Here is a 22,602-nt window from a genome sequence, read left to right as displayed (position 1 = left end):
ATAGTTTGACAATCAAAGCATTTTGCTGAATAATAAGAAATCAAGAAGTTATTTTTTTGCACTTATATTATCGTCAAACAAAACTTTTATTGAATCAAAGGAGTGTCTATATGTCTTTTTTAGAAGGAAAAAAAATCGTGATCATGGGTGTTGCGAATAAACGCAGTATTGCTTGGGGTTGTGCAGAAGCAATGATGCAACAAGGCGCTGAGATCATCTATACGTACCAAAATGAACGTATGAAAAAATCGCTAGTCAAATTAGTCGGTGAAGATGCCTTCACTGTAGAGTGTGATGTTGCTAGCGATGAGAGCATCGAAAAAGCGATGGATACGATTGGTGAATATGCCGGTGAAATCCATGGTTTGGTCCATGCTGTTGCTTATGCCAACAAAGAAGAGCTTTCAGGTAACGTTTCTGATATTTCAAGAGAGGGTTATCAATTAGCACAAGACATCAGCAGCTATTCATTGATCGCTGTATCGAAGTATGCCCAAAAATACTTAGCTCCCAACAGCGGCATCGTAACTATGTCTTATCTTGGTTCACAACGAGCGATCCCTAATTATAATATGATGGGAATCGCAAAAGCTTCACTAGAAGCTGCCATTCGCTACTTAGCCGCTGAATTCTCACCTAAAGGAATCCGTGTCAATGGGATCTCTGCTGGTGCGATCAAAACGTTAGCAGTTACTGGTGTGAAGGATTACCAAAAATTGATCGAGTTATCCGAATCACGCACCCCCGATCAACAAGGTGTGACGATCGAAGAAGTCGGAAATACTTGTGCTTTCTTGATCAGCCCCCTATCTAGCGGGATCATCGGTGATATCATTTACGTAGATAAAGGTGTTCACTTATCTTGATCCAATAAAAAATCAGCCCTCAAATGTGAGAGCTGATTTTTTTGTAGTTATTTTTAAAGCCAGTCATTATTCGACGACTTCGATCCAACCTTCTGGTGCTTCGATATCCCCAAACTGGATACCCGTCAATTCATCATATAAACGCTTAGTTACTGGTCCTACTTCTGTCTCACTGTAAAAGACATGTAAATCATTTTTATAGTAGATTCCACCAATCGGTGAAATCACCGCTGCGGTTCCACACGCACCTGCTTCTGCAAATTGATCAAGTTGATCGATGTAGATGTCTCCCTCAACTGCTTTAAGCCCCAAACGTTCTTCCGCAATCTGCAACAAGGAATACTTCGTAATACTTGGTAAAATCGAAGGCGATTGCGGTGTGATGAACTGGTTGTCTTTAGTGATACCAAAGAAATTCGCCGCGCCGACTTCTTCAATTTTTGTGTGCGTCGCTGGATCTAGGTAAACGCAATCTGAATAATTTAATTCTTTCGCTTCAGTCCCCGGTAATAGACTTGATGCGTAGTTACCTCCTACTTTGGCAGCTCCTGTTCCATTAGGTGCCGCTCGGTCATAGTCAGAAACGATAAAGTTCGTTGGTTTCAATCCACCTTTGAAATAGGCTCCTACAGGCGTACAGAAAACAACAAACAAATACTCAGGCGCTGGATGAACACCAATGTTTTCTCCAACCCCGATCAGGAAAGGCCGTAAATACAACGTTGCTCCTGAACCATAAGGTGGCACAAAGGCTTCATTTGCTTTTACGACTTCTTTCACTGCATCAACAAACATTTTTTCTGGAACCATGGGCATCAATAAACGTCTGGCACTCTGGTTCAAGCGACGACTGTTTTGCTCTGGACGGAATAAATTGACCTTTCCATCTTTTCTGCGATAAGCCTTTAATCCTTCAAAGCACTGTTGGCCATAGTGAAGTGCGGGCGATCCTTCATGAAGTGACAGATAATTATCCTCGGTCAATTCGCCTTTTTCCCACTCTCCATCTTTCCATTTGGCAACGTAGCGCCAAGGTGTTTTGATGTAAGAAAATCCTAAGTTATCCCAATCTATTTGCATGTTCATACCACCAATCGTCAGTTTTGAAATATTTTAGCACTATCTCTCCCATTTGTCATCGTTTATTTTAACCACTTGTTATTGCAAGTGTGATTGGTAGCTTATCTAATGATTTATTTTGATTTTTATGCTGTTCTTGTTACAATACAAAAGAGACTAATTAGAAAAGGGGATTTTATGTTTTCATTCATTGCAACAGCAGAAACAACAAGCTCAACTGGAGAAAATTTGACTGATCAAGCGGTTAGTCAACTCAATGCGTTCCAACGTTTTTGGAATAATATTGATTGGGATGGGATTTTTTCTACAATGATCCAAAAAGGATTATTCCTTATTTTTTTGATTATTCTTTTTGGCCTCATTAATCGAATCGGTAAATACTTGATCGACAAATCTTTTAAACAATATTCAAAAAAAACCGTTCTTAACGGTAGCCGCTTAAAAACGTTACAAAGTCTTTTAAATACCATTTTCAATTATACGATTGGCTTTTTCTTTATTTATGCCATCCTATCCGTGATCGGTGTGCCGATTGGTTCACTATTAGCCGGAGCAGGGATTGCCGGAGTAGCCATCGGTTTAGGCGCACAAGGCTTTATGAGTGATGTGATCACTGGCTTCTTTATTATCATGGAACAACAAATGGACGTTGGCGACTATGTCAAATTAACGAATCTTACGATCGAAGGAACCGTGGTATCCGTTGGTATCCGGACACTGCAACTCAAAGGTGTTGACGGTACCGTCCACTTCATTCCAAACCGTAGTATCACAACGATCAGTAACCTTTCTCGTTCCAATATGCAAGTCGTTCTTGATATTCGGATCGTTCCGGAAGAAGGCTATGATAAGATCTATGAGATCATTCAAAAAGTTAATGAAACGTTAGCTGTAAAATACGAAGAGGAATTACAAACTGAGCCATCGATCTTTGGATTGGTCGATATCGGCAACAGTAACTTTGCGATTCGGACAATTTGTTACGTTTTAAATGGTAAACAGTTCGAATTGAAAGAAGAATTTTTGAGTTCATATGTCAAAGAACTGACAGCTGCCGGTTACAGCATCCCAAATACACCGATCGTGTTGAAATAGTTTATGTAGTGTCTACGCTGGGAGTGGGACATTAGCCCTCTCCTACCATCTAAAACCGAATGAACAGAAGTGTTTAGGTTTGACCTCTTTTTTAATCATTAGAAAAATGTCTAAAATGACTAAATTATTTGATTCTCAGGACAAACTTTATTCCCACTCGTGCCATTCCTTAATACTTCAAATGAAGCGACGTCCAGAAGTTAGAAATATAATCTAACTTTTAGGCGTCGCTTCATTTGTTTTATGTCTTTCTATTTTGTGAGTAGGATCAATTACCTTTAACTAACGATATCGATTCTTTCTCTTAAATCATCTACATCTATTTTTGGTGATACAATATTTTGACGTTCTAATTCGTGTACCATGTAATTGACTGCTTTCAATAACTCTTTTCGTGTGATGATTCCTTTGAACACTTTATCCTCTGTGACAACTGGCAAGAACGAAGCATCCACTAGTAAATGAAGAACTTCTTCTAGTTCCCAATTTTCATCAATGGTTGGTACATCGGTTTCCATTACATCAGCAACTGTTAGGCCTTCTAATGGTTCCATACTGATTGTTTGTAGGTCCATCATCTTATTGACAACATTCGACAGACTGACTAGACCAACAAAGCGATCATCTTTCCCTAAGACAGGAATTTTAGTGTAGCCAACTTTCGATAAAACTAATAGTCCATGCGATAACGGATGTTGATACATAACATTTGCCACGTTTTCTGCTGGAACCAAAAATGTCTCTTGATTTTGCAGTAATAACTCTCTTACAATTGGTCCAATCATGTATTGGCCCTCCATTTCAAATTCTTTCAATATCTCTATTTTACCGAAAACGGATGCAAAATCTATACAAACATTTCTTTTTTTAGCAAAAATTAGAGTTTGTTTGTCAGCGTTTATATTCAAATGCCATGTTATCAATTTTTTTGTGTGATCGATTATAGTATTGGACAGCAAGTGTCTCTTTCGTACTCTCAATGATTGCGTAAGCTGGGATTTGGATCATTCCTCGAGGTTGGGAAATGCTTCCTGGATTTAAGAACAAGATACCTTCTTCAAATTCACACCCTAGTTGATGGGTGTGCCCAAAAAGAGCAATCGTTGCTTGTTGCTCTTTTGCTTCAAGGGCTAACTGAGTCAAACCAAAGCGGACATTCGATAAATGGCCGTGCGTCATATATACCCGATCAAGCCCAGTATCTACAACTCGTTTGGTCTCAAAGTCTGTGCCGAAATCACAATTGCCTTGTACACCGAGATAAGTTTCCCAAACTTCATCTGTTGCGTCAAGTTCTGAATCGCCACAATGAAAGAAATAATCAACTTGATTTTGATACTGGGTCAGCAATTCTTTGATGATTGCTCGATCCCCATGGTTGTCACTAACGACTAAATAGCGCATCTACTCCACTCCTTCCAACCATCCCTGCCAAACTTGGCTTAGTTTTGCCATAGCCAAGCCTCGGTGACTGTGGTTATTTTTTTCTTCACTTGAGATTTCTGCCGCTGTTTGAGTGTACCCATCAGGAATGAACAAAGGGTCATAGCCAAAACCATTTTCGCCTTTAGGTATCCGACCAATTCGTCCAGGCCACTCTGCTTCCACTACTAAACTTTCTTTATTTGGCTCAGCGAAAACCAACGTACAATGAAATTGTGCGGTGCGTTCTTCATCAGCTACATCGGTTAATTCAAAAAGTAATTTTGCGTTATTTGCCGCATCACTCTTATGTTCGCCAGCAAAACGGGCAGAATAAACTCCTGGTCTACCACCTAACACATCGACTTTCAGGCCAGAGTCATCCGCCAATACTGGCTGGTTCAATACTTGAGCAATCGTTTCTGCTTTTAACCGAGCGTTTTCTTCGAATGTTGTACCTGTTTCTTCGACATCAGGTATCTCAGGATAATCAAACAATGTTTTGACTGTATAGCCTTCTTTCGCAAATAAGGTACGGAATTCTTCTGCTTTGCCTGCATTTCGAGTAGCAATCACAATCGTTTTTTCTGTCGGTTCAGGCGTAGTGTCTGACCATTCACTCAACAAAACATTTTTTTGTTCAAAAATCAGTGATTCGATCGCTGTTTTGCCATAAACAAGCATTTCGTTCAATTGTTCACCATCAAAGGTAGCTTCTTCGCCTGTCCCTTGGATTTCCACAAATTTGCCCGATTCCGTCATCACTAAGTTCATATCGACTTCTGCTGCAACGTCTTCGTGATAATCCAAATCAGTCACACATGTCCCATCAGCTAAAATCCCTACACTGATGGCGGCTAAATGTTCTTTGATTGGATCATTCGCTAACACTTTTTTCTGTAATAATTTTTCGATAGCTAATCTTAAAGCCACAAATGCACCGGTAATACTTGCTGTTCGGGTGCCACCGTCTGCTTGGATCACGTCACAATCAACGATGATACTGCGTTCACCAAGTTTCTCGAGATCGACGACCGCACGCAACGAACGACCGATCAAACGTTGGATCTCCATCGTCCGTCCACTTAACTTACCTTTGCTGCTTTCACGACGATTTCTCGTATTCGTGGCGCGGGGCAACATACTGTATTCTGCTGTCACCCATCCTTTACCAGTCCCTTTTAAAAACGGGGGGACTGTCTCTTCAACCGTTGCCGCACAAATCACTTTCGTATCGCCAAAGCTGATCAAAACTGATCCTTCTGGATGCTTCAGCACATTTGTTTCAATCGTGATTTTACGTAAATCTTGGACATTTCTTCCGTCATGACGCATCATTGCTCTTTTCCTCCTAAATCAATCGATTCAACGATCAGTTCTTTTAATCCTAACCAATCTTGGGCAATCTCATGGAACATTTTAGCTGATCCTGTCGTATAAAACTGACAAAGCGTTCGGCCATTTTGTGGTGAATTACTGATTTCAAAATAGTCAAGTAACATCGAAACTTCGCCAATCGTTTCTGCTCCTGAATCGATTAGCATGACTTTATCCCCCATAACATTCTGAATGATCGGGCGAAGGAGTGGATAATGGGTGCAACCTAAAATCAAGGTGTCGATCCCTTTTAATTCTAATGGAGCTAAAGTTTGGGCCACGATTTTTTTAGCGACTGATGATCGGTATTCTTTACTTTCTACGACTGACACAAACTTTGGACACGCCAAGCTGGTGACTTTCAGTTCGGGTGCTTTATCCAGCAAGGCCGTCTCGTAAGCGGCACTTTTGACGGTTCCAATTGTTCCAATCACCCCTACTCGGTGATTTTTCGTTTGTTTGACTGCCGCTCTCGTTCCTGGCAAAATCACACCGATCACTGGAATCGAGAGTGTTGCTTTGATTTCTTCTAATGCGACCGCAGTTGCCGTATTACAGGCAATCACAAGCATCTTTATGCCTTTTTCAACTAAATAATTCGTCATTTCCCATGTATAAGCGATCACTTGCTCTGCTGGTCTTGGTCCATATGGACAGCGCGCGGTATCGCCAACGTATAATATGTTTTCATTCGGCAATTGCTTCAATGCTTCTTTGACGACTGTAAGACCGCCAACTCCTGAATCAATAAAACCGATCGGACGTTTATCTGTCAATCGAATCATCCTTTTTCAAAAAAATTCTACCTTCTATATTGTGGACTTTTTGACGTGATTTATCAAGTCCTACAATCTGCTTTCCTGCTCTTTTTCCACATGACGACTCAACACGTGTCCCGATGGATTTTTTGGATAACGTAAGAAGGAATCCACAAAAAATTTTTAAAAAAATTTCGTGGATTCCTTCTTAATTCCCATTTAAAATACGATTTTTTCTACTAATAACTATACTTTCTTCTTTCTAGGTAAGAAGAAAGTAAAGAAAGTGCGTAACATACGACAAAATACATGAAAGTCATCATAACGAACATTGGTAAGACATAATTGGTATTTTGACCGTAGACGATCCGCGCTTGGTGTGTCAATTCTGGCAACGAGATGATCACCGCTAAAGAAGTGTCTTTGATCAACGAGATCAACTGACTGACGATAGCAGGGATCATTGACTTAAATGCTTGCGGCATGATGATCGTACGCATCGTTTCCACATAGCTTAATCCCGTGGAAAGCCCTGCTTCCATCTGACCTTTCGGCACAGCATTCAAACCTGCACGGAAAATCTCTGATAACATGGCAGATTCAAAAATCGTCAATGCTGCAACTGCTGACCAAAAGATGTTCATTTGGATACCGATTTGCGGTAAAGCAAAATAAGTGAAAAAGATGATCAGCAATAATGGCAGATTACGAATGATGTCGATAATCAAACCTACTATTTTTGATAAATAAGGAATACTCGCAAAACGAAGAACACCTGTCAGCCCACCGATCAGAAAACTAAAAATGATGGAGAAGAGCGAAACTTCGATCGTTACTTTTAGTCCTTCCAGTAAAAAGCGAATATTCATCCATGAAAATGCACCACTAAAATCCATTGAGATTCTCCTTTCTATGAACGAACTGCCCATTTTTTCTCAAGATAAACCATCAAATAAGACAATGGTAAGGTAATGATCAAGTAAAATAAACCGACGATGATATAGGTATCAAACGTGTTGAAAGTTTCACTAGCGATCAAATCCCCTTGATACATGATATCCAAACCAGCAACAATTGCTAAAATCGATGAATTTTTGACCAAATTGATAAATTGATTGCCTAATGGTGGGATAACGATTTTAAATGCCTGTGGCAATACGATGTAACGCATCGTCTCTGAGTAAGTAAATCCTGATGAAAGACCAGCCTCCATTTGACCTTTTGGCACAGTTTGGATGCCCGAACGAACGGTTTCTGCAATAAATGCGGAAGTATAGATCGTCAGCCCGATCGTTCCTGCTTGAAAACCATCAAAGCTGATCCAATAAAGTGGTAATACGACATAGAAGAACATCACGATGATCAATAACGGGATATTCCTAAAAAATTCAACATAGGCTTTCGCTAAACCACGAATCCATTTATTGTGTGACAATTGAAAAATCGCCATCAACGTTCCGATGATCAAACTGAATAAAAGTGCCAAGACACTTGATAGGATCGTTACTTTAAATCCATCAAGGAAGGCTGGCCCATAAGTTTGTATCAATTCACTCATTGTATTCCCTCCTTAATCAATTTTTCCCTGAGTCGTATCTGGGAACCATTTTTCATAAATCTTATCGTAGGTGCCGTCTTCAACCATTTCCGCTAATGCTTGGTTGACTGCATCTAAGAAATTTTCTTGTCCTTTGTTGATTGCAATACCATAAGGCTCTTTGGTAAATGTTCCACCTGCTAATTCATAGCTAGGGTTCTCCGCTGCCATTCCGAGTAAGATCGCATTGTCTGTCGTCATGGCATCACCTTGCCCCGATTGTAAGGCAGTAAATGCTTCTGCATAGTTCTCTAACTCCAAGATCAGCGCATCAGGTGCATGTTCTCTGATGTTGGCAGCTGAAGTCGAGCCTTTTACCGCTAGAACAGTCGTTTCAGCGTTTAAATCCTCCACACTTTTGATGGGACTACCCTTTTCAACGAGCAATGATTGTCCGGCGTCAAAATAAACTGAAGAGAAATCGACTTGCTTTTTACGTTCTTCGGTAATCGTCATCGTCGCAATGATGGCATCGATATTCCCATTTTTTAATAATGGGATTCTTGTTTTAGAAGTGACTTCGACAAACTCTGCTTTTCCGTCCTCTCCTAAAATCTTCTTCGTGATTGCTTTGGCGATATCGATATCAAACCCTTGAACAGTGCGGCTTTCGATATCCATCATCCCAAACAATCGTGTATCGTATTTGACACCCCAAATGATCTCGTTCGTTTCTTTACTACGAGTTAAAATATCTTTTTCTGCCAAACTGCTACCTTTACAGCCGCTCAATACTAGAAATACTAGCCCAAAAAGAAATAATAAACGAGTGAATGTTGTCTTACGCATATCGTTCCTCCTATCAATGATTGATTACTTTACTGATAAATTGTTTTGCACGTTCCTCTTTTGGATCATCGAAGAAATTGCGTACATCGCGACTATCTTCTAATACTTGTCCGTCCGCCATAAAAATGACACGGTCTGCCACTTCTTTCGCAAAGCCCATTTCGTGTGTGACCACGATCATTGACATGCCATCTCTTGCCAATTTTTTCATTACGTCCAATACATCACCGATCATCTCTGGGTCCAAGGCAGATGTTGGCTCGTCAAATAACAGCATTTCGGGATTCATCGCTAAGCCGCGAGCAATCGCTACACGCTGTTGTTGTCCACCAGATAACATGGAAGGATAGGAATCTTTTTTATCTAGCATATTGACTGTCTTTAAAAACTTTTCCGCATTTTTTACAGCAGTTGCCTCATCTTGTTTTAATACTTTGATTGGTGCCAATGTGATGTTTTCTAAAACTGTTTTATTGGGGTAAAGATTAAAATGTTGAAAGACCATTCCGACATTTTTTCTAATCTCCGTCAATTTTGTGTTTTTATCGCGAATATCGACATCATTGATCAAAAGCTTTCCTGAAGTGATTGTTTCTAAGCCATTGATACAGCGAAGCATCGTACTTTTTCCTGATCCTGATGGACCAATGACAACGACAACTTCCCCTTTTTCAAACTCAAGATTGATGTTTTTCAACGCATGGAATTTGCCGTAATACTTTTCCACGCTATCAAATTTAATCATTGTCATAACATTACACTCCCATTATTATTTAGTAAGATTTCATTTAAAGATATATAATAGAACACATTATATCCGAAAGCGAAGCAACTTGTAAAGTTTCCAAGAAAATTCCTTTGTCCGTTTTCTTTTACCATTTGTATAAATAACGATTTCCTGACTGATTTTTTCAATGATTTTCGGTTTATCCTGTTGTTAATTCTGCAAAAAAACGGTAAGATATTAAGTATTAGTCTTAGAAATTACAAAGAGGTGTTCTTTTTTGAAAAATATTATTTTAACAGGAGACCGTCCTACTGGCAAACTACACTTAGGCCATTATGTCGGGTCTTTGAAAAAACGTGTAGAAATGCAAGCGGATGAGAACAATCAGTTGTTCGTAATGATCGCAGATATGCAAGCCTTGACTGACAATGCGAAAGACCCTGAAAAAGTGTCTTCCAATGTATTAGAAGTTGCTTTAGATTACTTATCGGTTGGTTTAGATCCTGCCAAATCAACATTGTTTATCCAGTCGCAAATCCCTGAATTAGCTGAGTTGACAATGTATTACTTAAACTTAGTAAGTATTGGTCGTGTGCGTCGTAACCCGACTGTTAAAACGGAGATCGAGCAAAAGAAATTTGGCGAAAGTGTCCCAACAGGCTTCTTTATCTACCCTGTCTCACAAGCTGCTGACATCACTGCGTTCAAAGCGAATCTAGTGCCAGTTGGTGAAGACCAAAAACCAATGTTGGAACAAACGCAAGAGATCGTCCAAAGTTTCAATCACACTTATGGAGAAGTACTAGTTGAACCGAAAGCCGTCTTCCCTCCTAAAGGAATGGGTCGTTTACCTGGGATCGATGGTAACGGAAAAATGAGTAAATCATTAGGAAATGGCATCTACATTTCTGACCCTGCGGATGTTTTACAGAAAAAAGTGATGAGTATGTATACTGATCCAAATCACATCCATGTCCAAGATCCAGGACAAGTCGAAGGCAATATGGTCTTTACGTACTTAGATGTTTTTGGTACAGACAAAGAAGCAATCGAAGAGATGAAAGCCCACTATCGTCGTGGTGGACTCGGTGACGTGAAAATCAAGCGTTACTTGATCGACGTATTAGAAGCAGAGTTCGCACCGATCCGCGCACGTCGTGAAGAATTGGCGAAGGACCCACAAGCCGTGATGGATATCTTACGTCATGGTAGTGAAGAAGCGGCTAAAGTTGCGGCAGCCACACTTTCTGAAGTGAAAGCGGCAATGGGCATCAATTATTTCAATCAGTAATCACACAAAAAAGCTGGAACAAAAATCATTGAATGATTTTTGTCCCAGTTTTTTCTTCTATTATTAAGGTTTAACGAATACTTGCATCAACTGTTTCTGTCAACGCCTTTTCAACCTTGCTCATTGCTTGGTTGATTTCTTCATCTGTCAACGTTGCTTCGGGATTTTCAAAGCTTAACGTATAGGCGACTGATTTATGCCCTGCTTCAATATTTGCTCCTTGGTAGACATCGAATAGTTCGACATTTGTCAAGAATCGGCCAGCAGCTGCTTGGATTGTGCGAACGATTTCTTGATTCGTCACTTGTTCAGCTACTAACATCGCAATGTCACGCGTCACACTTGGAAATTTTGTGACTGGTCGGAAAGTGATGCCTTTTTGTGATGCTTCCACAACTGTGGCTAAATCAAACTCTGCCACATAAGTTTCTGGAATATCGTAAGCTTTAGCAGTCATAGGATGCACTTGGCCAACAAACCCGATCATTGTTTCACCTAAATAAATGGCCGCCGTCCGACCTGGGTGAAGTTCATCGATCGTTGTCAACGCTTGATAAGTGATTTCCTCATTGATGGAAAGTTGTTCGAATACATTTTCTAATATTCCTTTTACTGTAAAGAAATCAACCGCTTGTGGCTTACTTTGCCAACTCTTCTCTTCCCATGTGCCAGACACCGCAAGAGCTACGTGAGTGACTTCTTGTGGTAGATGAGTCAATGGATCGTTTTCTTGATAGAAGACGCGACCTACTTCATAAAATGCGACATCTGAATTTTTACGTGCCGTGTTATATTGGACGTTATCCAAAAGACCACTGATCAAGTTCATACGTAAGACAGAACGGTCTTCACTCATCGGCCAATCCAAGCGAGTGATGGCTGTTTCTTTCAAAGCGAATTGACGTGATTTATCTTCCGTTGTCAGTGCATAACTAATGGCTTCAGTTAGACCACTGCCTTCAAGTAATGTACGGATCTTTCGTGTTGTCGCTTGTTCTTGTGTCAAACTACCTGCAACTGTTTCGCCGCTTGGTAACGTTGAAGGTAAACGATCATACCCATAAATACGTGCCACTTCTTCGATGATGTCTGCTTCGATCTGGATATCCCAACGTCTTGGAGGTACAACAACAGTATAAGTTTCTCCATCGAGGTGATAGCCGAATCCTAATGCTTCAAAGATCTCACTTACTTCAGCGACATTTAAGATTGTGCCAAGGTACTGGTTGATGCGCTTCAATGTGATCTGTACTTCGACTTCTTTTGCTTGATACTCAGAACCTTTGACCGCTCCTTGTAACACTTCTCCTCCTGCTAAAGCAACGATCATCGCTGCTGCAACATCGCTTGCTTCGCCGACGGTTCCTTTATTGATGCCTTTTTCAAAGCGCGCAGATGATTCACTACGTAAATTGAAACGTTTGGCTGTGCGGCGAATCAAGATGGGATCGAATAAAGCGGATTCTAACGCAACGGTTGTCGTTGTTTCCGTAATCTCTGAGTCTTGTCCGCCCATTACTCCAGCTAAAGCCACTGGCACTTGTCCATTTGTGATGACCAAGTCTTCTGAAGTCAATGAACGCGTTTCGCCATCTAACGTCACGATGTTCTCTTCTTCTGCTGCATGACGCACCACGATTTCTTCTGAACCTAACTTATCATAGTCGAATGCATGTAACGGTTGACCGAACAATAATAAGATATAGTTTGTGATATCAACGACGTTATTGATTGGTCGGATTCCTTCATTCATCAAGATATTTTGTAACCATTGTGGACTCGGTTGGATCTTGACGTTTTCAATGATGCGGATTTGGTATGCTGGTACCAATTCTTCGTCTTCTACTTTTACCGCAATTTTCTCTGAAGCTTTACGTTCAACTTCTACTAACTTTTCATCATTGAATGTTGGTTTTTGGCGGTAGATCGCGCCAACTTCATATGCCACACCTCTCATTGATAATGCGTCGGCACGGTTAGGTGTGATCGATAGTTCGATGATAGCATCGTCCATATCTAGATAAGAAAAGACTGGTTCTCCATTGACCGCTTCTTGTGGCAAATAGTAGATGCCTTCTGAATATTCTTTCGGTACGACACTGTCAGAATAACCGATTTCTTGTAAGGCACAGATCATCCCATTCGAGACTTGTCCACGCATCTTGCCTTTTTTGATTTTGACATTGCCCGCAATCCGTGAATTTGGTAAAGCCACGATGACTTTGATTCCTGCTTTGACATTTGGTGCGCCACAAACGATTTGTGATAATTCTTCTTCGCCGATGTCGACTTGACAGATCGATAGATGATCCGAATCAGGATGTGGAATACATTCTTTCACTTCTCCGACAACGATTTTCTTCAAGCCTTCTTCAGGTACAGTTACACCTTCGACTTCGATTCCTGTGACTGACATTTTGTCTGCAAGTTCTTGCGGTGTCACATTTGATAAATCAACGTATTGATTCAGCCATTTATATGATACTAACATTCTTTTACTCCCCCTTGAACTGACTTAAGAAGCGCAAGTCATTTTGATAGAAATTACGAATATCGTTGACCCCATAACGTAACATTGCGACACGATCTGGGCCAAGTCCAAAAGCAAATCCGGAGTATTCTTCAGGATCGATCCCTGACATTTCCAAGACATTTGGATGAACCATACCAGCACCTAAGATCTCGATCCAACCTGTGTGTTTGCAGACGTTACAGCCTGAACCACCGCATTTGAAACAGCTGACATCGACTTCAACAGATGGTTCTGTAAATGGGAAGTAGCTTGGGCGTAAACGGATCTGGCGATCTTCACCAAACATTTTCTTCATCACGACTTCAAGTGTTCCTTTTAGATCACCCATCGTCACGTTCTTGTCGATCACCAATCCTTCGATTTGATGGAATTGATGGCTGTGTGTTGCATCATCAGTATCACGTCGGAAAACTTTTCCTGGTGAGATCATGCGTAGCGCACCTTTTGAAAAATCATGTTTTTCCATGGTACGTGCTTGCACAGGCGACGTATGCGTACGGATCAAGATTTCTTCTGAGATATAAAAAGTATCTTGCATATCACGTGCCGGATGGTCTTTTGGTAAATTCATTCGTTCAAAGTTATAGTGGTCTGACTCGACTTCATATCCTTCAACGATTTGATACCCCATACCGATAAAAATATCTTCGATTTCTTCCATGATCTGCGTCAAGATATGGCGTGTACCTTGTTTGACTGAGCTACCTGGAAGCGTTACATCGATGGTTTCTTTTTCTAATGCTTCATTCATTGCAGCGGTTTCCAAGACTGCTTTTCTTTCTTCGATTTCTTGTGTCAATAGATCACGGATCTCATTGGCAAAGCTTCCCACTTTCGGACGCTCTTCGGCACTTAGATCTTTCATTCCACGTAAGACCTCAGTGATCGGTCCTTTTTTCCCTAATGTTTCGACACGGATTTGATTTAGTTCTTTCAAATCCTGCGCCTGCTTGATCTTGACGATCGTTGCTTCTTTCAAGCTTTCGAGTTGTGCTTGTAAAGACATGCGATTTCCTCCTTTAAATTCAACTACAAAAAAGACCTCATTCCTATCAAGGAACGAGGTCTTCGCGTTACCATCCTAATTTACGATCCCAACGAGATCGTACACTCATTTTAATAACGACAGACATACTGCCGGTCTGAAAAATCTCTCAGACGAACTCGGAAAGTGAACTTCATTTTTCAAACACAGGATCTGCTTTCAGTCCATGACAGATCTCCCTATACTGGTTTAGCCAAACTACTCTTTTTCGTCAACATTCTTTTTGTCTATTCAACTAAAAACTAGTGTACAAGATTTTTGATGCAAAATCAACTGCATTCTTCGGGTGTGACCCATTTCTCACTCCAAAGCTGCAACTGGACCATCGCTTTTTGTAGATCTGCCCCTTTTTCTGTCAGCATATATTCTGAACGACTGGATTCATTACACGAAAAATTACGGGTAACGATCTTTTCTTTTTCAAGCTCTTTTAATCGTTCGACCAAGACACGGTCACTGACCATCGGGATTTTTGCAGAGAGATCAACAAAGCGCTGCGGACCATTTTCGAGTAATACATCGATAATCAATCCATTCCATTTTTTCCCTAAAATCGAGAATGTTTTTTCAAATTTGGGACACAGAATGAATTCTGTCTGTGTTAGCTCCATCTTACTCACCTCTTTTCATGAGTATAGCATATTACTTACAAAGTGTAAGTCCAGTTTGCTCACTTCTTATTCTTTATTAAGATTTATTATTTTCTTCGCCTGTAACAAAACCAAAAAGACATCTTGAACGGGTTTATTCAACGCTTCACTCAATGCCCGTTGGTATAAGTTCAATTGCCCGCGGTATTTGCTGATGACCTTAGTGATTTCCTCTGGGTTTTCAGGATGTAAAATAAAATCAGTCTTGAAATCATAAAGCTGCACATACTCCCCAAAATCAAGATATCCATCGACGATCCCATGGATCAATAATTCATCGTCTTCATTCGGGTAGTGATCGAATACCTTTTCTGCTTGTAGAAGCATTGAAAATGGTTGTTCGCGTTTCACTTTTTCTGGATGTTCGATCAGTGATCGGCCAAGGGTAGATTCATAAAACCATAAGATGGAATCAATTGGCATACGTTTCGCTACTTGTTCATCGACTAAACGTTTTTTGACGAGGGTCGTCAGTTCTTTTTCGATGCTTTCTTTCGTCAACTGTTCCAATGGTAGGACTTGTAACAGAAAATGTGTTGCTGTTCCAACAGCTGCGGCAGAAACTTTGCGCTCTTTTTGTACAAAGCGTGGTTCAGCTAATTGGTCTTGCGTATACCTGAAAGGCTGAGCAAAGGCTTTTTTATCACTGCTTTCCCAAGTCAAACGTGCCTCTGGAGAGTCGTCTGGATCTTCAAACAATCGTTTGATCTCAGAAACTGATTGATAACTCGTTGTTTGTGCAGAAGCCTCATAAGGATAACTGAAGGCTAAACGTGCTTGTAGTTCAGTCGTTAATGGGGTTAGATCTCCTTTTTGCTCTTCTGCTTGCTCTCCTTTGACTGTCAATGCTTGGCGTTGGGTTAAAATCTCTTGTTGATCCATCCAGGTGATCGTAAAATCTCCCGGTGAATTTTTCAGTTGTGGTAAAGGCGTGACTTCTGGAAAATATTCGGTCATTTTAGGATGACGGATCAAGCTGTAACCGATCCAATTCATCAAGCTACTCGAACTTTTCAGGCGAATCACAGGATCTAACACTACATCCGTTTGCTCACTTGCTTCTGACCAGGCTTTGAACGTGTCTTCTTTGCTTTTGTACGAACCAACAATAAACAATTTTTGCTCTGCTCTAGTCAGTCCTACGTATAATTTACGCATTTCTTCGGAAAGCAATTTCTTCTGTTTGGCTAATTTGATGGCTTGATAAGGCAATGTATCAAACAAGACCCGCGTGTCTGGCTCCATGTAGCGCACGCCCGCACCTAGTTTTTCTTCGAAGGCATAACGGTTTTTCAAGTCTTGCAGATTGAATTGCTTCGTCATATCTAATAAGAAAACGATGGGGAACTCTAATCCTTTACTTGCATGGATAGTCATGACACGAACGGCATTGTCACTAGAAGCAATCACTGGTTCCGCCAAGTCTTTGTCTTTCTCCTGCATTTTCTCAATAAATCGTACAAACTGATAGAGACCACGAAACGAGCTTTGTTCATAAGCTTTGGCACGATCCACTAACGCATACAGATTCGCTTGACGTTGTGCACCAGCTGGCAACCCAACGACATATTCTAAATACCCTGTTTGGTAATAGATTTCCCATAATAAGTCCGTGATCGAAGAACGCCGCGCTAACTCTCGCCATTGTTCCAGTTGCTCATTGAAATGAAGCAATTTAGCCGCTAATTCATCTTGGTTATTATTTTGATAAGCTAAGACTGCATCATAGTAAGTATGCGCCTTATCGGCTAATCGGATACGTGCTAACTCTGGTTCGATCAAGCCCACGACTGGTGAACGTAACACTGAAGCTAATGGGATATCCTGATAAGGGTTGTCAATCAATTGGAGCAATGAAATCATGATCCTGATTTCTGTCGCTTGGAAATAATTTTGGGCGTCATTGAGTTCCAACGGAATATCAAACGTTTTGAATACTTCTAAAATCGTCAAATTATTTTTCTTCGTTGGTGTCAATAACACGATATCTTTGAATTCGATCGGGCGCTCTTCTTGACTTTTTTTGTCGTAGATCATGAATTTTGAATCGATCAATTCACGGATTTTCAAACCAGTCATCAAGAGTTCCCCTTCTGTTTTGTCTTCCAACATATCGTCCATCGGCAACTCGATTTCTGTCGTTTCTTGTTCCTTTTCATAGATCAAGACTTCTGGTGCAAATCGTTCATTTTCTGGAAACCCAGAAAAACCTAGAACCAGCCGAGCCGCTTCATCATAAGCGATTTGTCCAACTGTTGGGTCCATCAACTGCTCAAAAATCAAGTTGGTAAATGTTAAGACTTCCTGCCTTGAACGGAAATTCTCAGCTAAGACGATTCGTCGTCCCCCTTTTTCTTCCGAGAATTTCTCATATTTATTGATAAATAGAGTTGGATCTGCTAAACGAAAGGAGTAAATCGACTGTTTGACATCTCCCACCATAAAGAGATTGCCTCTCTCTTCATCTGGCTCTCTGACCCAATAGAGCAATTCTTCTTGCAATTGATTGACATCTTGGTACTCGTCGACCATGACTTCTTTAAACTTTCTGCGATAATAAACCGATGCTTCGCTTGGTAGCCACTCTTCCTCTGTTTGTTTCGTCAATATTTGTAACGCCAAGTGTTCCAGATCATTGAAATCTAGTACGCCTTTTTCACGTTTGCGCGCACTGAAGCCTTCCATGAAAAGCTTAGTGACTTCGGTCATTTGTTCCACGAGGGGGAACGCTTTTTGACTCAACTCTTCAATTTGTGCAGGTGAAACCGGGAAGTGGTTTTTGCCAATTTGTTGTAAGATTTTTTTGGCACGGTCTCTCAAGGTTTTTACTTCAGCAGAACGCTCTTTCAACTCTGCTTTCCGACTGCTTTTGAAGGTCGAAAACGTCAGGTTTTCTAAAGCTTGGTAAGCTTCGTCCAACTCATCACCCAGGAAACGTTCATAGATTTGTTGGATACTCGCTTGTTCTTGTGAGACTTGATCAAACATCTTTTCAAGTCCTTCTTTTTGTGCCAAAACGACCATTTCTTCGTATAGCTGCGTACAATGAAGTAAATCAGCCAAGACGAGCGGTCGGATCTGTTCTTGGTACAATGCAGAAGCTGCTAATCCCTCTTCTAGCCGATATGCTTCTGGTAAACGATTCAACCAAGCCAACGGATCAGGGTTCGCTCTGGCAAAATCATAGAGAGAAAACACGAGGTTAGTCAAACCATCGTCTGAGCGATCATTTGAAAAGTTCATCGTCAGCTGAAAAAAAGCTTCGCGATTTTCTGCATAAAGTTGTTCTCTGATCTCATCCCAGACATCTTCTTTCATCAAGATCGTTTCCGTTTCATCCGTCAACATCCGAAAGACTGGATCGATATCGATCAAATAGTAATATTTACGGATCACCGTTAAACAAAACGCATGGAGTGTCGAGATATTGGCGGTGGGTAGTAAAACGAGCTGTTTCGTAAAATGTTTTTGCCAGACCGGATCACTTTCACTATTCACTGCTTCTTGCAAGGCTACTTGGATCCGTTCCTTCATTTCTCTTGCTGCCGCTTCTGTAAACGTCACGATCAGCAACTCGTCGATATTGACACCCATTTTTAACTTTTCGATCACTCGGCGGACTAACACAGTCGTCTTACCTGAGCCAGCGGAAGCCGAAACAAGTAGGTTGTCGCCTTGGTCAAAAATCGCTTGCCATTGTTCATCGGTAAAACGTTCATTTTCCGGTTTTAAAGGAATTGATGTCACTCGTCTTCACTCCTTTTTAGTATTCTGCGCAATGCTTCATCTTTATCCAGTTTTTCTAAACGATGATAATTATTTTCTTTGAGCATGACATCAAACGTACAAATACTTCTGAACGGACAATGCTCACAAGCAATCCGTTGTTTGTCTTTGTAAGCGGGATTCAGTTTGATCTCCCCTGAGGTGATCGCTTCCCCAGCTAAACGCATATTCTCACGATTATGGTTCATGAATAATTGAAGTTCTTCTTCTGTATAGAATTTCTCTTTACTATAACTGCCCTTTTGCAACTCGTCTTTGGCGTTTTTCTTCACCGGATAGATCAACGAACTTTCTTTTGCTTCCAATGAATGATCGAGCACTTCTAACAGACCAGGATCATCGACAAAAACACCGTCATAGCTGAATTTCTTCAAGGTATTCTTCTCGACGTCTGTCGTATCCGTCAAGACTGGATTATGCACATGCAAGTAATAAGAGCCTGCTGGTTTGACTGCAGCTTTCCCAGTCAATCGTACAGCATCCATCAATGCCACATCAAGATATGTCAATAGTTGCATCGCCATGCCGTAGTAAGCTTCAGTCACATCAAACGAACGACCACTTGATTTATAATCGACTACACTTAACCATGTATCACTTTGTTCAGTTGCCACATCGATGCGATCGATTTTTCCGCGAACGTGGAGTTTTCCGCCTTTGTCTAAAGGTATTTCCAAACCTGGTATCCCTCGTGCACCAGCGATCTGACCAAATAAAATCTCGGTCTGTAATGGCTTCATGCCCGTATTCTTGCTTTGTTTTTGTAACGCCCAAGCCACTTTTTGGATCGTTTGCCCTAATTGGTAACGAATATAGTTCATGCGGGCAGAGCTATCTAAAATCTCAAAGCGTAATTCACCAAATACTTCTTGTAAGACTTTTTCAGTAAATTCTTGTCGTTCCTTCTCCGACATCGCCACAAGTGACAGTTGATTCGAGAACAGCAATTTGAAGAAGCGATCCAATGATTCATGATAAAAGTCTCCAGTGGCAGCTGGTGTCAGTCCATAGATATTACGTTCTTTCAGCTTCAAACCAAACTGGACAAAGTATTTATATTCACAGTTATAAAAGTTTTCCATGCGTGAGATCGACGTATAGATTTCTTTGCCATAAAGAGCTTCTGCCATTTCTTCTGATAAGGAAACTGGTACATTTAGATGATCTTGACTTTCAAAAATCGTCAATGCAAAATTTCGTTGATCCGAACGCAGAACTAACTCTTTTAGTTGTTGCCAATAAAGTGGTACTGCTTGTTTGGCTTCTTTCGCTAAACGATAGACCCGATTGATCGTATTGATCCCACTACGGTAAGTGCCAACGTAACAATCTGGCTTACTCGTCAATTGCAACTGGCATTTTGGCTCGACTGGAACACCTAGATAGTCAACGACTCGTTTCAAATACGGAGACATTTTTAACCGATTGGTATCATAGCTCTGCGCGTAGCTCAAGTACAAACGTTCCGTTCCCGAAACAAACACTAAATACGCTTGGAAAGGTTCGAAAGACATACTTTCTTTTGCTGGATCGAATAAAAACTGATCCTCTCCTAACCCTTGATTCAACGCTTCACGTTCTTCACTCGATAATAAACCTTTAGTTTCATGGCGATCTGGAAACACTTGGTCATTCAAGCCGACCGCAAATGTTACTTTTGCTTGATTGGCACGTACAAGTTCCAACCGGTTGATCCTCACCTGATCGATTGCTGTAGGGATCTTCCCATAGCTGAGATTTTCTAGACCACTCGTGATGATCTCTTGAAATAATGACCAATCGAATACTGTTTCTCCGTAGATCAATGAATACTCGTCCAGAAGATCCATCAAAGCACCCCAAGTTTGTTCATGGTTTCTAGCCGCAGCTAACCCGCCACGCGCCACTTCTTGGTCTCGCCAAAAAAGCAATTGTTGTTGTACGCCGCTTTCGATCAAGAAGCGATAAAACAAAGTGACTGCTTCTTGCCCTGTTTGGCATTTTTTGATGTTCTTCAAAAACACCGGCACCATGTCGCGAAAAAGTCTCCTGATCGTATTTGATTGCTCTTCTAGTTGTTTGACGTCTTCTAGCTGTTCTGCTTCAAAATCATAGGCAACAAATTGCCAATCTTTTTCGCGAAGCCAATACTTCCCTTGGTAGTTGTACGCTAGTGCTACGTTTTCCGTGATATCTAAATTCGTGCGGAATTGATTTCTAGTAGCTTCCCAAGTAGCCAGATCGAGCTCTTCATCTGTCCGACCGATCGTCAACTCCGTCTTGAAGAAACGCATGATGTCGTTTAGGCGATATTGATAACGATCCAAAGCAAACAAACTGTTGATCCATTCGATCAATGGATGGTTTTCCATCAGTTGCTCTTCATCCAGATAAAAAGGGATCGCCATCTCTTGGAAAATTGGTCGCAATAAATTGCCATACAGTGTCATATCCTTCGTCAACACTTGGATATCTCGATAGCGAAATCCTTCTTGACTGACCAAACGACGGATCTCCACCGCTAATTGGCGAACTTCTTCCGTTGGATTCTCTGCCTCCCACAGATGTAATGTCTCTTGCGCGCCAAGTTTCACAGGTTGGCTTTTCTGCTGGCTAGATGTTTCTTCCCACATTTGTTGTAATGTTTGAAGTTCGTTTTGGTGTTCTCGATTCGGTGCATAATGATCGACAGCCACAGGAACATTCAATTCTCTTGCTGCGTTGAGAAGTTGGAAATAGATCTTTCCTGTATTGAAGAACAAGGTCAACGGATCGGGTAGATCAGATTTGTAGGGACGATCCAATAGCAAATCGACCACTAGATGTCCTTTTCCCATCATTTTTTGCAGCAACTGGTATTCTTGGGCATTGATCCGGGCAAAACCACTCACTAAGAACTTGATCTTATGATAATCCTGCGTCGCCATATAATTCGCTAACACCGTCAGCGCATCTTCAGATTGTAGGGCGCGTTGGACTAATTCTTCTTCAAATGCAGAGAAAATCAGTTGTAGATCCTTCATTTTCAATTGTCGGTCTTCTTCTTTTGGAGATTCTCCTGTCACAGAAGTTAACAGATCAACAGGGGAAATTTTTCCGACTTGTAGTTCGCTATATAGCTCTTGTAACTGACGGATAAACCCTTTTTTGCGGATTTCTCCTCGAAATATCGTCAGTTCTTCTTGTTTTTTTTCTAAAATTTGGCGGAGGATCATCGCTGAACCAGATTCGGTCAATTCACTACCTGTCAGCAACGTAGTTTGTTGCAATAAGTACCAAGCCAAACGATAGAAACTGAATACTTGCATGTTGGTTGTGCTAAATGAGCTTTTTCCGCTTTTTTTACGCATCTCAGCGAGTAATTCTTGCTCTTGTTCAAATTTATTATAGTTAGGTACAAGGAAAAATACTTGATTGTCTTCATCTTTGTCAAGCCAAGCGGCGGCTTCATCGATCAGTGCTTTGCGGTGGTCTTTTTGACCATTCCCTAAGATAAATTGTAACGACACCTTATTGCCTCCTTTTCCTGGTTGATATACCTCTTCATTATAACAAAGATAGCTGAACATTTGTTCTATTATCGTTTAAATTTTGGAAATAAAAAAAG

The 22,602-nt window shown here is 40.9% G+C and carries 17 protein-coding genes; 3 read left to right on the top strand and 14 right to left on the bottom strand.

Annotated features, from left to right (window positions below; all coding sequences use genetic code 11):
* Positions 1 to 110: 110 nt before the first annotated feature.
* On the top strand, positions 111 to 866 hold the full coding sequence (gene fabI / locus IGJ95_RS06430; RefSeq protein ID WP_153830412.1) for an enoyl-ACP reductase FabI: 756 nt from the start codon (positions 111 to 113) through the stop codon (positions 864 to 866).
* Positions 867 to 932: 66 nt separating this feature from the next.
* On the opposite strand, the gene IGJ95_RS06425 is transcribed toward fabI, so the two are convergent.
* Positions 933 to 1,946: a branched-chain amino acid aminotransferase gene (locus IGJ95_RS06425; protein WP_153830411.1), complete on the bottom strand. Its 1,014-nt coding sequence runs from the start codon at positions 1,944 to 1,946 to the stop codon at positions 933 to 935.
* A 177-nt stretch (positions 1,947 to 2,123) separates the two neighbouring features.
* Between IGJ95_RS06425 and IGJ95_RS06420 the strand changes: the two genes are divergently transcribed.
* Positions 2,124 to 3,041, top strand: a complete 918-nt coding sequence (locus IGJ95_RS06420) for a mechanosensitive ion channel family protein (RefSeq protein WP_010735586.1) — start codon at positions 2,124 to 2,126, stop codon at positions 3,039 to 3,041.
* Positions 3,042 to 3,319: 278 nt separating this feature from the next.
* Here the strand turns inward: IGJ95_RS06420 and cbpB are convergent, their stop codons facing one another.
* The 8 genes from cbpB to IGJ95_RS06380 all read right to left on the bottom strand — a co-directional run bounded on the left by cbpB (position 3,320) and on the right by IGJ95_RS06380 (position 9,735).
* On the bottom strand, positions 3,320 to 3,826 hold the full coding sequence (gene cbpB, locus IGJ95_RS06415; protein WP_010735587.1) for a cyclic-di-AMP-binding protein CbpB: 507 nt from the start codon (positions 3,824 to 3,826) through the stop codon (positions 3,320 to 3,322).
* Between the two features lie 106 nt (positions 3,827 to 3,932).
* Entirely contained in the window at positions 3,933 to 4,445 is a 513-nt protein-coding gene (locus IGJ95_RS06410; protein ID WP_010735588.1) for a metallophosphoesterase, read from the bottom strand.
* Positions 4,446 to 5,798, bottom strand: a complete 1,353-nt coding sequence (gene rph / locus IGJ95_RS06405; protein ID WP_034691725.1) for a ribonuclease PH — start codon at positions 5,796 to 5,798, stop codon at positions 4,446 to 4,448.
* Complete coding sequence (gene racE / locus IGJ95_RS06400; RefSeq protein WP_019724592.1) at positions 5,798 to 6,625, bottom strand: glutamate racemase; 828 nt, start codon at positions 6,623 to 6,625, stop codon at positions 5,798 to 5,800. The genes rph and racE overlap by 1 nt, the downstream gene beginning before the upstream one ends.
* Before the next feature lie 212 nt (positions 6,626 to 6,837).
* Positions 6,838 to 7,494 (bottom strand): amino acid ABC transporter permease, encoded by a 657-nt coding sequence (locus IGJ95_RS06395; RefSeq protein ID WP_010735591.1) that lies wholly within the window; start codon positions 7,492 to 7,494, stop codon positions 6,838 to 6,840.
* Between the two features lie 14 nt (positions 7,495 to 7,508).
* Positions 7,509 to 8,156: an amino acid ABC transporter permease gene (locus IGJ95_RS06390; RefSeq protein ID WP_023519564.1), complete on the bottom strand. Its 648-nt coding sequence runs from the start codon at positions 8,154 to 8,156 to the stop codon at positions 7,509 to 7,511.
* Between the two features lie 12 nt (positions 8,157 to 8,168).
* Complete coding sequence (locus IGJ95_RS06385) at positions 8,169 to 8,984, bottom strand: transporter substrate-binding domain-containing protein (protein ID WP_153830409.1); 816 nt, start codon at positions 8,982 to 8,984, stop codon at positions 8,169 to 8,171.
* A 13-nt stretch (positions 8,985 to 8,997) separates the two neighbouring features.
* Complete coding sequence (locus IGJ95_RS06380; RefSeq protein WP_010735594.1) at positions 8,998 to 9,735, bottom strand: amino acid ABC transporter ATP-binding protein; 738 nt, start codon at positions 9,733 to 9,735, stop codon at positions 8,998 to 9,000.
* Positions 9,736 to 9,988: 253 nt separating this feature from the next.
* Between IGJ95_RS06380 and trpS the strand changes: the two genes are divergently transcribed.
* Positions 9,989 to 11,002, top strand: coding sequence for a tryptophan--tRNA ligase (gene trpS, locus IGJ95_RS06375; protein WP_062805322.1), 1,014 nt, complete (start codon positions 9,989 to 9,991; stop codon positions 11,000 to 11,002).
* Positions 11,003 to 11,072: 70 nt separating this feature from the next.
* On the opposite strand, the gene pheT is transcribed toward trpS, so the two are convergent.
* From pheT to IGJ95_RS06350, 5 genes are all read right to left on the bottom strand, one after another.
* Positions 11,073 to 13,493: a phenylalanine--tRNA ligase subunit beta gene (pheT, locus tag IGJ95_RS06370; RefSeq protein ID WP_010735596.1), complete on the bottom strand. Its 2,421-nt coding sequence runs from the start codon at positions 13,491 to 13,493 to the stop codon at positions 11,073 to 11,075.
* A gap of 4 nt (positions 13,494 to 13,497) precedes the next feature.
* Positions 13,498 to 14,541 carry a phenylalanine--tRNA ligase subunit alpha gene (gene pheS / locus IGJ95_RS06365; protein ID WP_010735597.1) on the bottom strand — a complete coding sequence of 348 codons (1,044 nt, stop codon included), beginning with the start codon at positions 14,539 to 14,541 and terminating at the stop codon, positions 13,498 to 13,500.
* 308 nt (positions 14,542 to 14,849) lie between these two features.
* A complete protein-coding gene (locus tag IGJ95_RS06360) occupies positions 14,850 to 15,191 on the bottom strand; it encodes a winged helix-turn-helix transcriptional regulator (RefSeq protein ID WP_019724054.1) in 342 nt (113 codons plus the stop codon).
* A gap of 66 nt (positions 15,192 to 15,257) precedes the next feature.
* Positions 15,258 to 18,977 (bottom strand): helicase-exonuclease AddAB subunit AddA, encoded by a 3,720-nt coding sequence (gene addA, locus IGJ95_RS06355; protein WP_324186878.1) that lies wholly within the window; start codon positions 18,975 to 18,977, stop codon positions 15,258 to 15,260.
* A complete protein-coding gene (locus tag IGJ95_RS06350) occupies positions 18,974 to 22,504 on the bottom strand; it encodes a PD-(D/E)XK nuclease family protein (protein WP_438761572.1) in 3,531 nt (1,176 codons plus the stop codon). Before IGJ95_RS06350 ends, addA begins: the two co-directional genes overlap by 4 nt.
* Positions 22,505 to 22,602: the final 98 nt, after the last annotated feature.

The sequence above is a fragment of the Enterococcus sp. AZ156 genome, assembly GCF_051714165.1.
Taxonomy (GTDB): domain Bacteria; phylum Bacillota; class Bacilli; order Lactobacillales; family Enterococcaceae; genus Enterococcus_B; species Enterococcus_B pernyi.
This window is presented reverse-complemented; position numbering and strand designations above follow the sequence as displayed.

What these genes read in the sequence shown, in the direction of transcription:
- rph (WP_034691725.1), bottom strand. Translation starts at nt 5,798, where the DNA reads ATGCGTCATGACGGAAGAAATGTCCAAGATTTACGTAAAATCACGATT.
- fabI (WP_153830412.1), top strand. Translation starts at nt 111, where the DNA reads ATGTCTTTTTTAGAAGGAAAAAAAATCGTGATCATGGGTGTTGCGAAT.
- IGJ95_RS06420 (WP_010735586.1), top strand. Translation starts at nt 2,124, where the DNA reads ATGTTTTCATTCATTGCAACAGCAGAAACAACAAGCTCAACTGGAGAA.
- IGJ95_RS06395 (WP_010735591.1), bottom strand. Translation starts at nt 7,494, where the DNA reads ATGGATTTTAGTGGTGCATTTTCATGGATGAATATTCGCTTTTTACTG.
- IGJ95_RS06380 (WP_010735594.1), bottom strand. Translation starts at nt 9,735, where the DNA reads ATGACAATGATTAAATTTGATAGCGTGGAAAAGTATTACGGCAAATTC.
- IGJ95_RS06390 (WP_023519564.1), bottom strand. Translation starts at nt 8,156, where the DNA reads ATGAGTGAATTGATACAAACTTATGGGCCAGCCTTCCTTGATGGATTT.
- pheS (WP_010735597.1), bottom strand. Translation starts at nt 14,541, where the DNA reads ATGTCTTTACAAGCACAACTCGAAAGCTTGAAAGAAGCAACGATCGTC.
- IGJ95_RS06410 (WP_010735588.1), bottom strand. Translation starts at nt 4,445, where the DNA reads ATGCGCTATTTAGTCGTTAGTGACAACCATGGGGATCGAGCAATCATC.
- racE (WP_019724592.1), bottom strand. Translation starts at nt 6,625, where the DNA reads ATGATTCGATTGACAGATAAACGTCCGATCGGTTTTATTGATTCAGGA.
- pheT (WP_010735596.1), bottom strand. Translation starts at nt 13,493, where the DNA reads ATGTTAGTATCATATAAATGGCTGAATCAATACGTTGATTTATCAAAT.
- IGJ95_RS06385 (WP_153830409.1), bottom strand. Translation starts at nt 8,984, where the DNA reads ATGCGTAAGACAACATTCACTCGTTTATTATTTCTTTTTGGGCTAGTA.
- cbpB (WP_010735587.1), bottom strand. Translation starts at nt 3,826, where the DNA reads ATGATTGGACCAATTGTAAGAGAGTTATTACTGCAAAATCAAGAGACA.
- IGJ95_RS06425 (WP_153830411.1), bottom strand. Translation starts at nt 1,946, where the DNA reads ATGCAAATAGATTGGGATAACTTAGGATTTTCTTACATCAAAACACCT.
- IGJ95_RS06360 (WP_019724054.1), bottom strand. Translation starts at nt 15,191, where the DNA reads ATGGAGCTAACACAGACAGAATTCATTCTGTGTCCCAAATTTGAAAAA.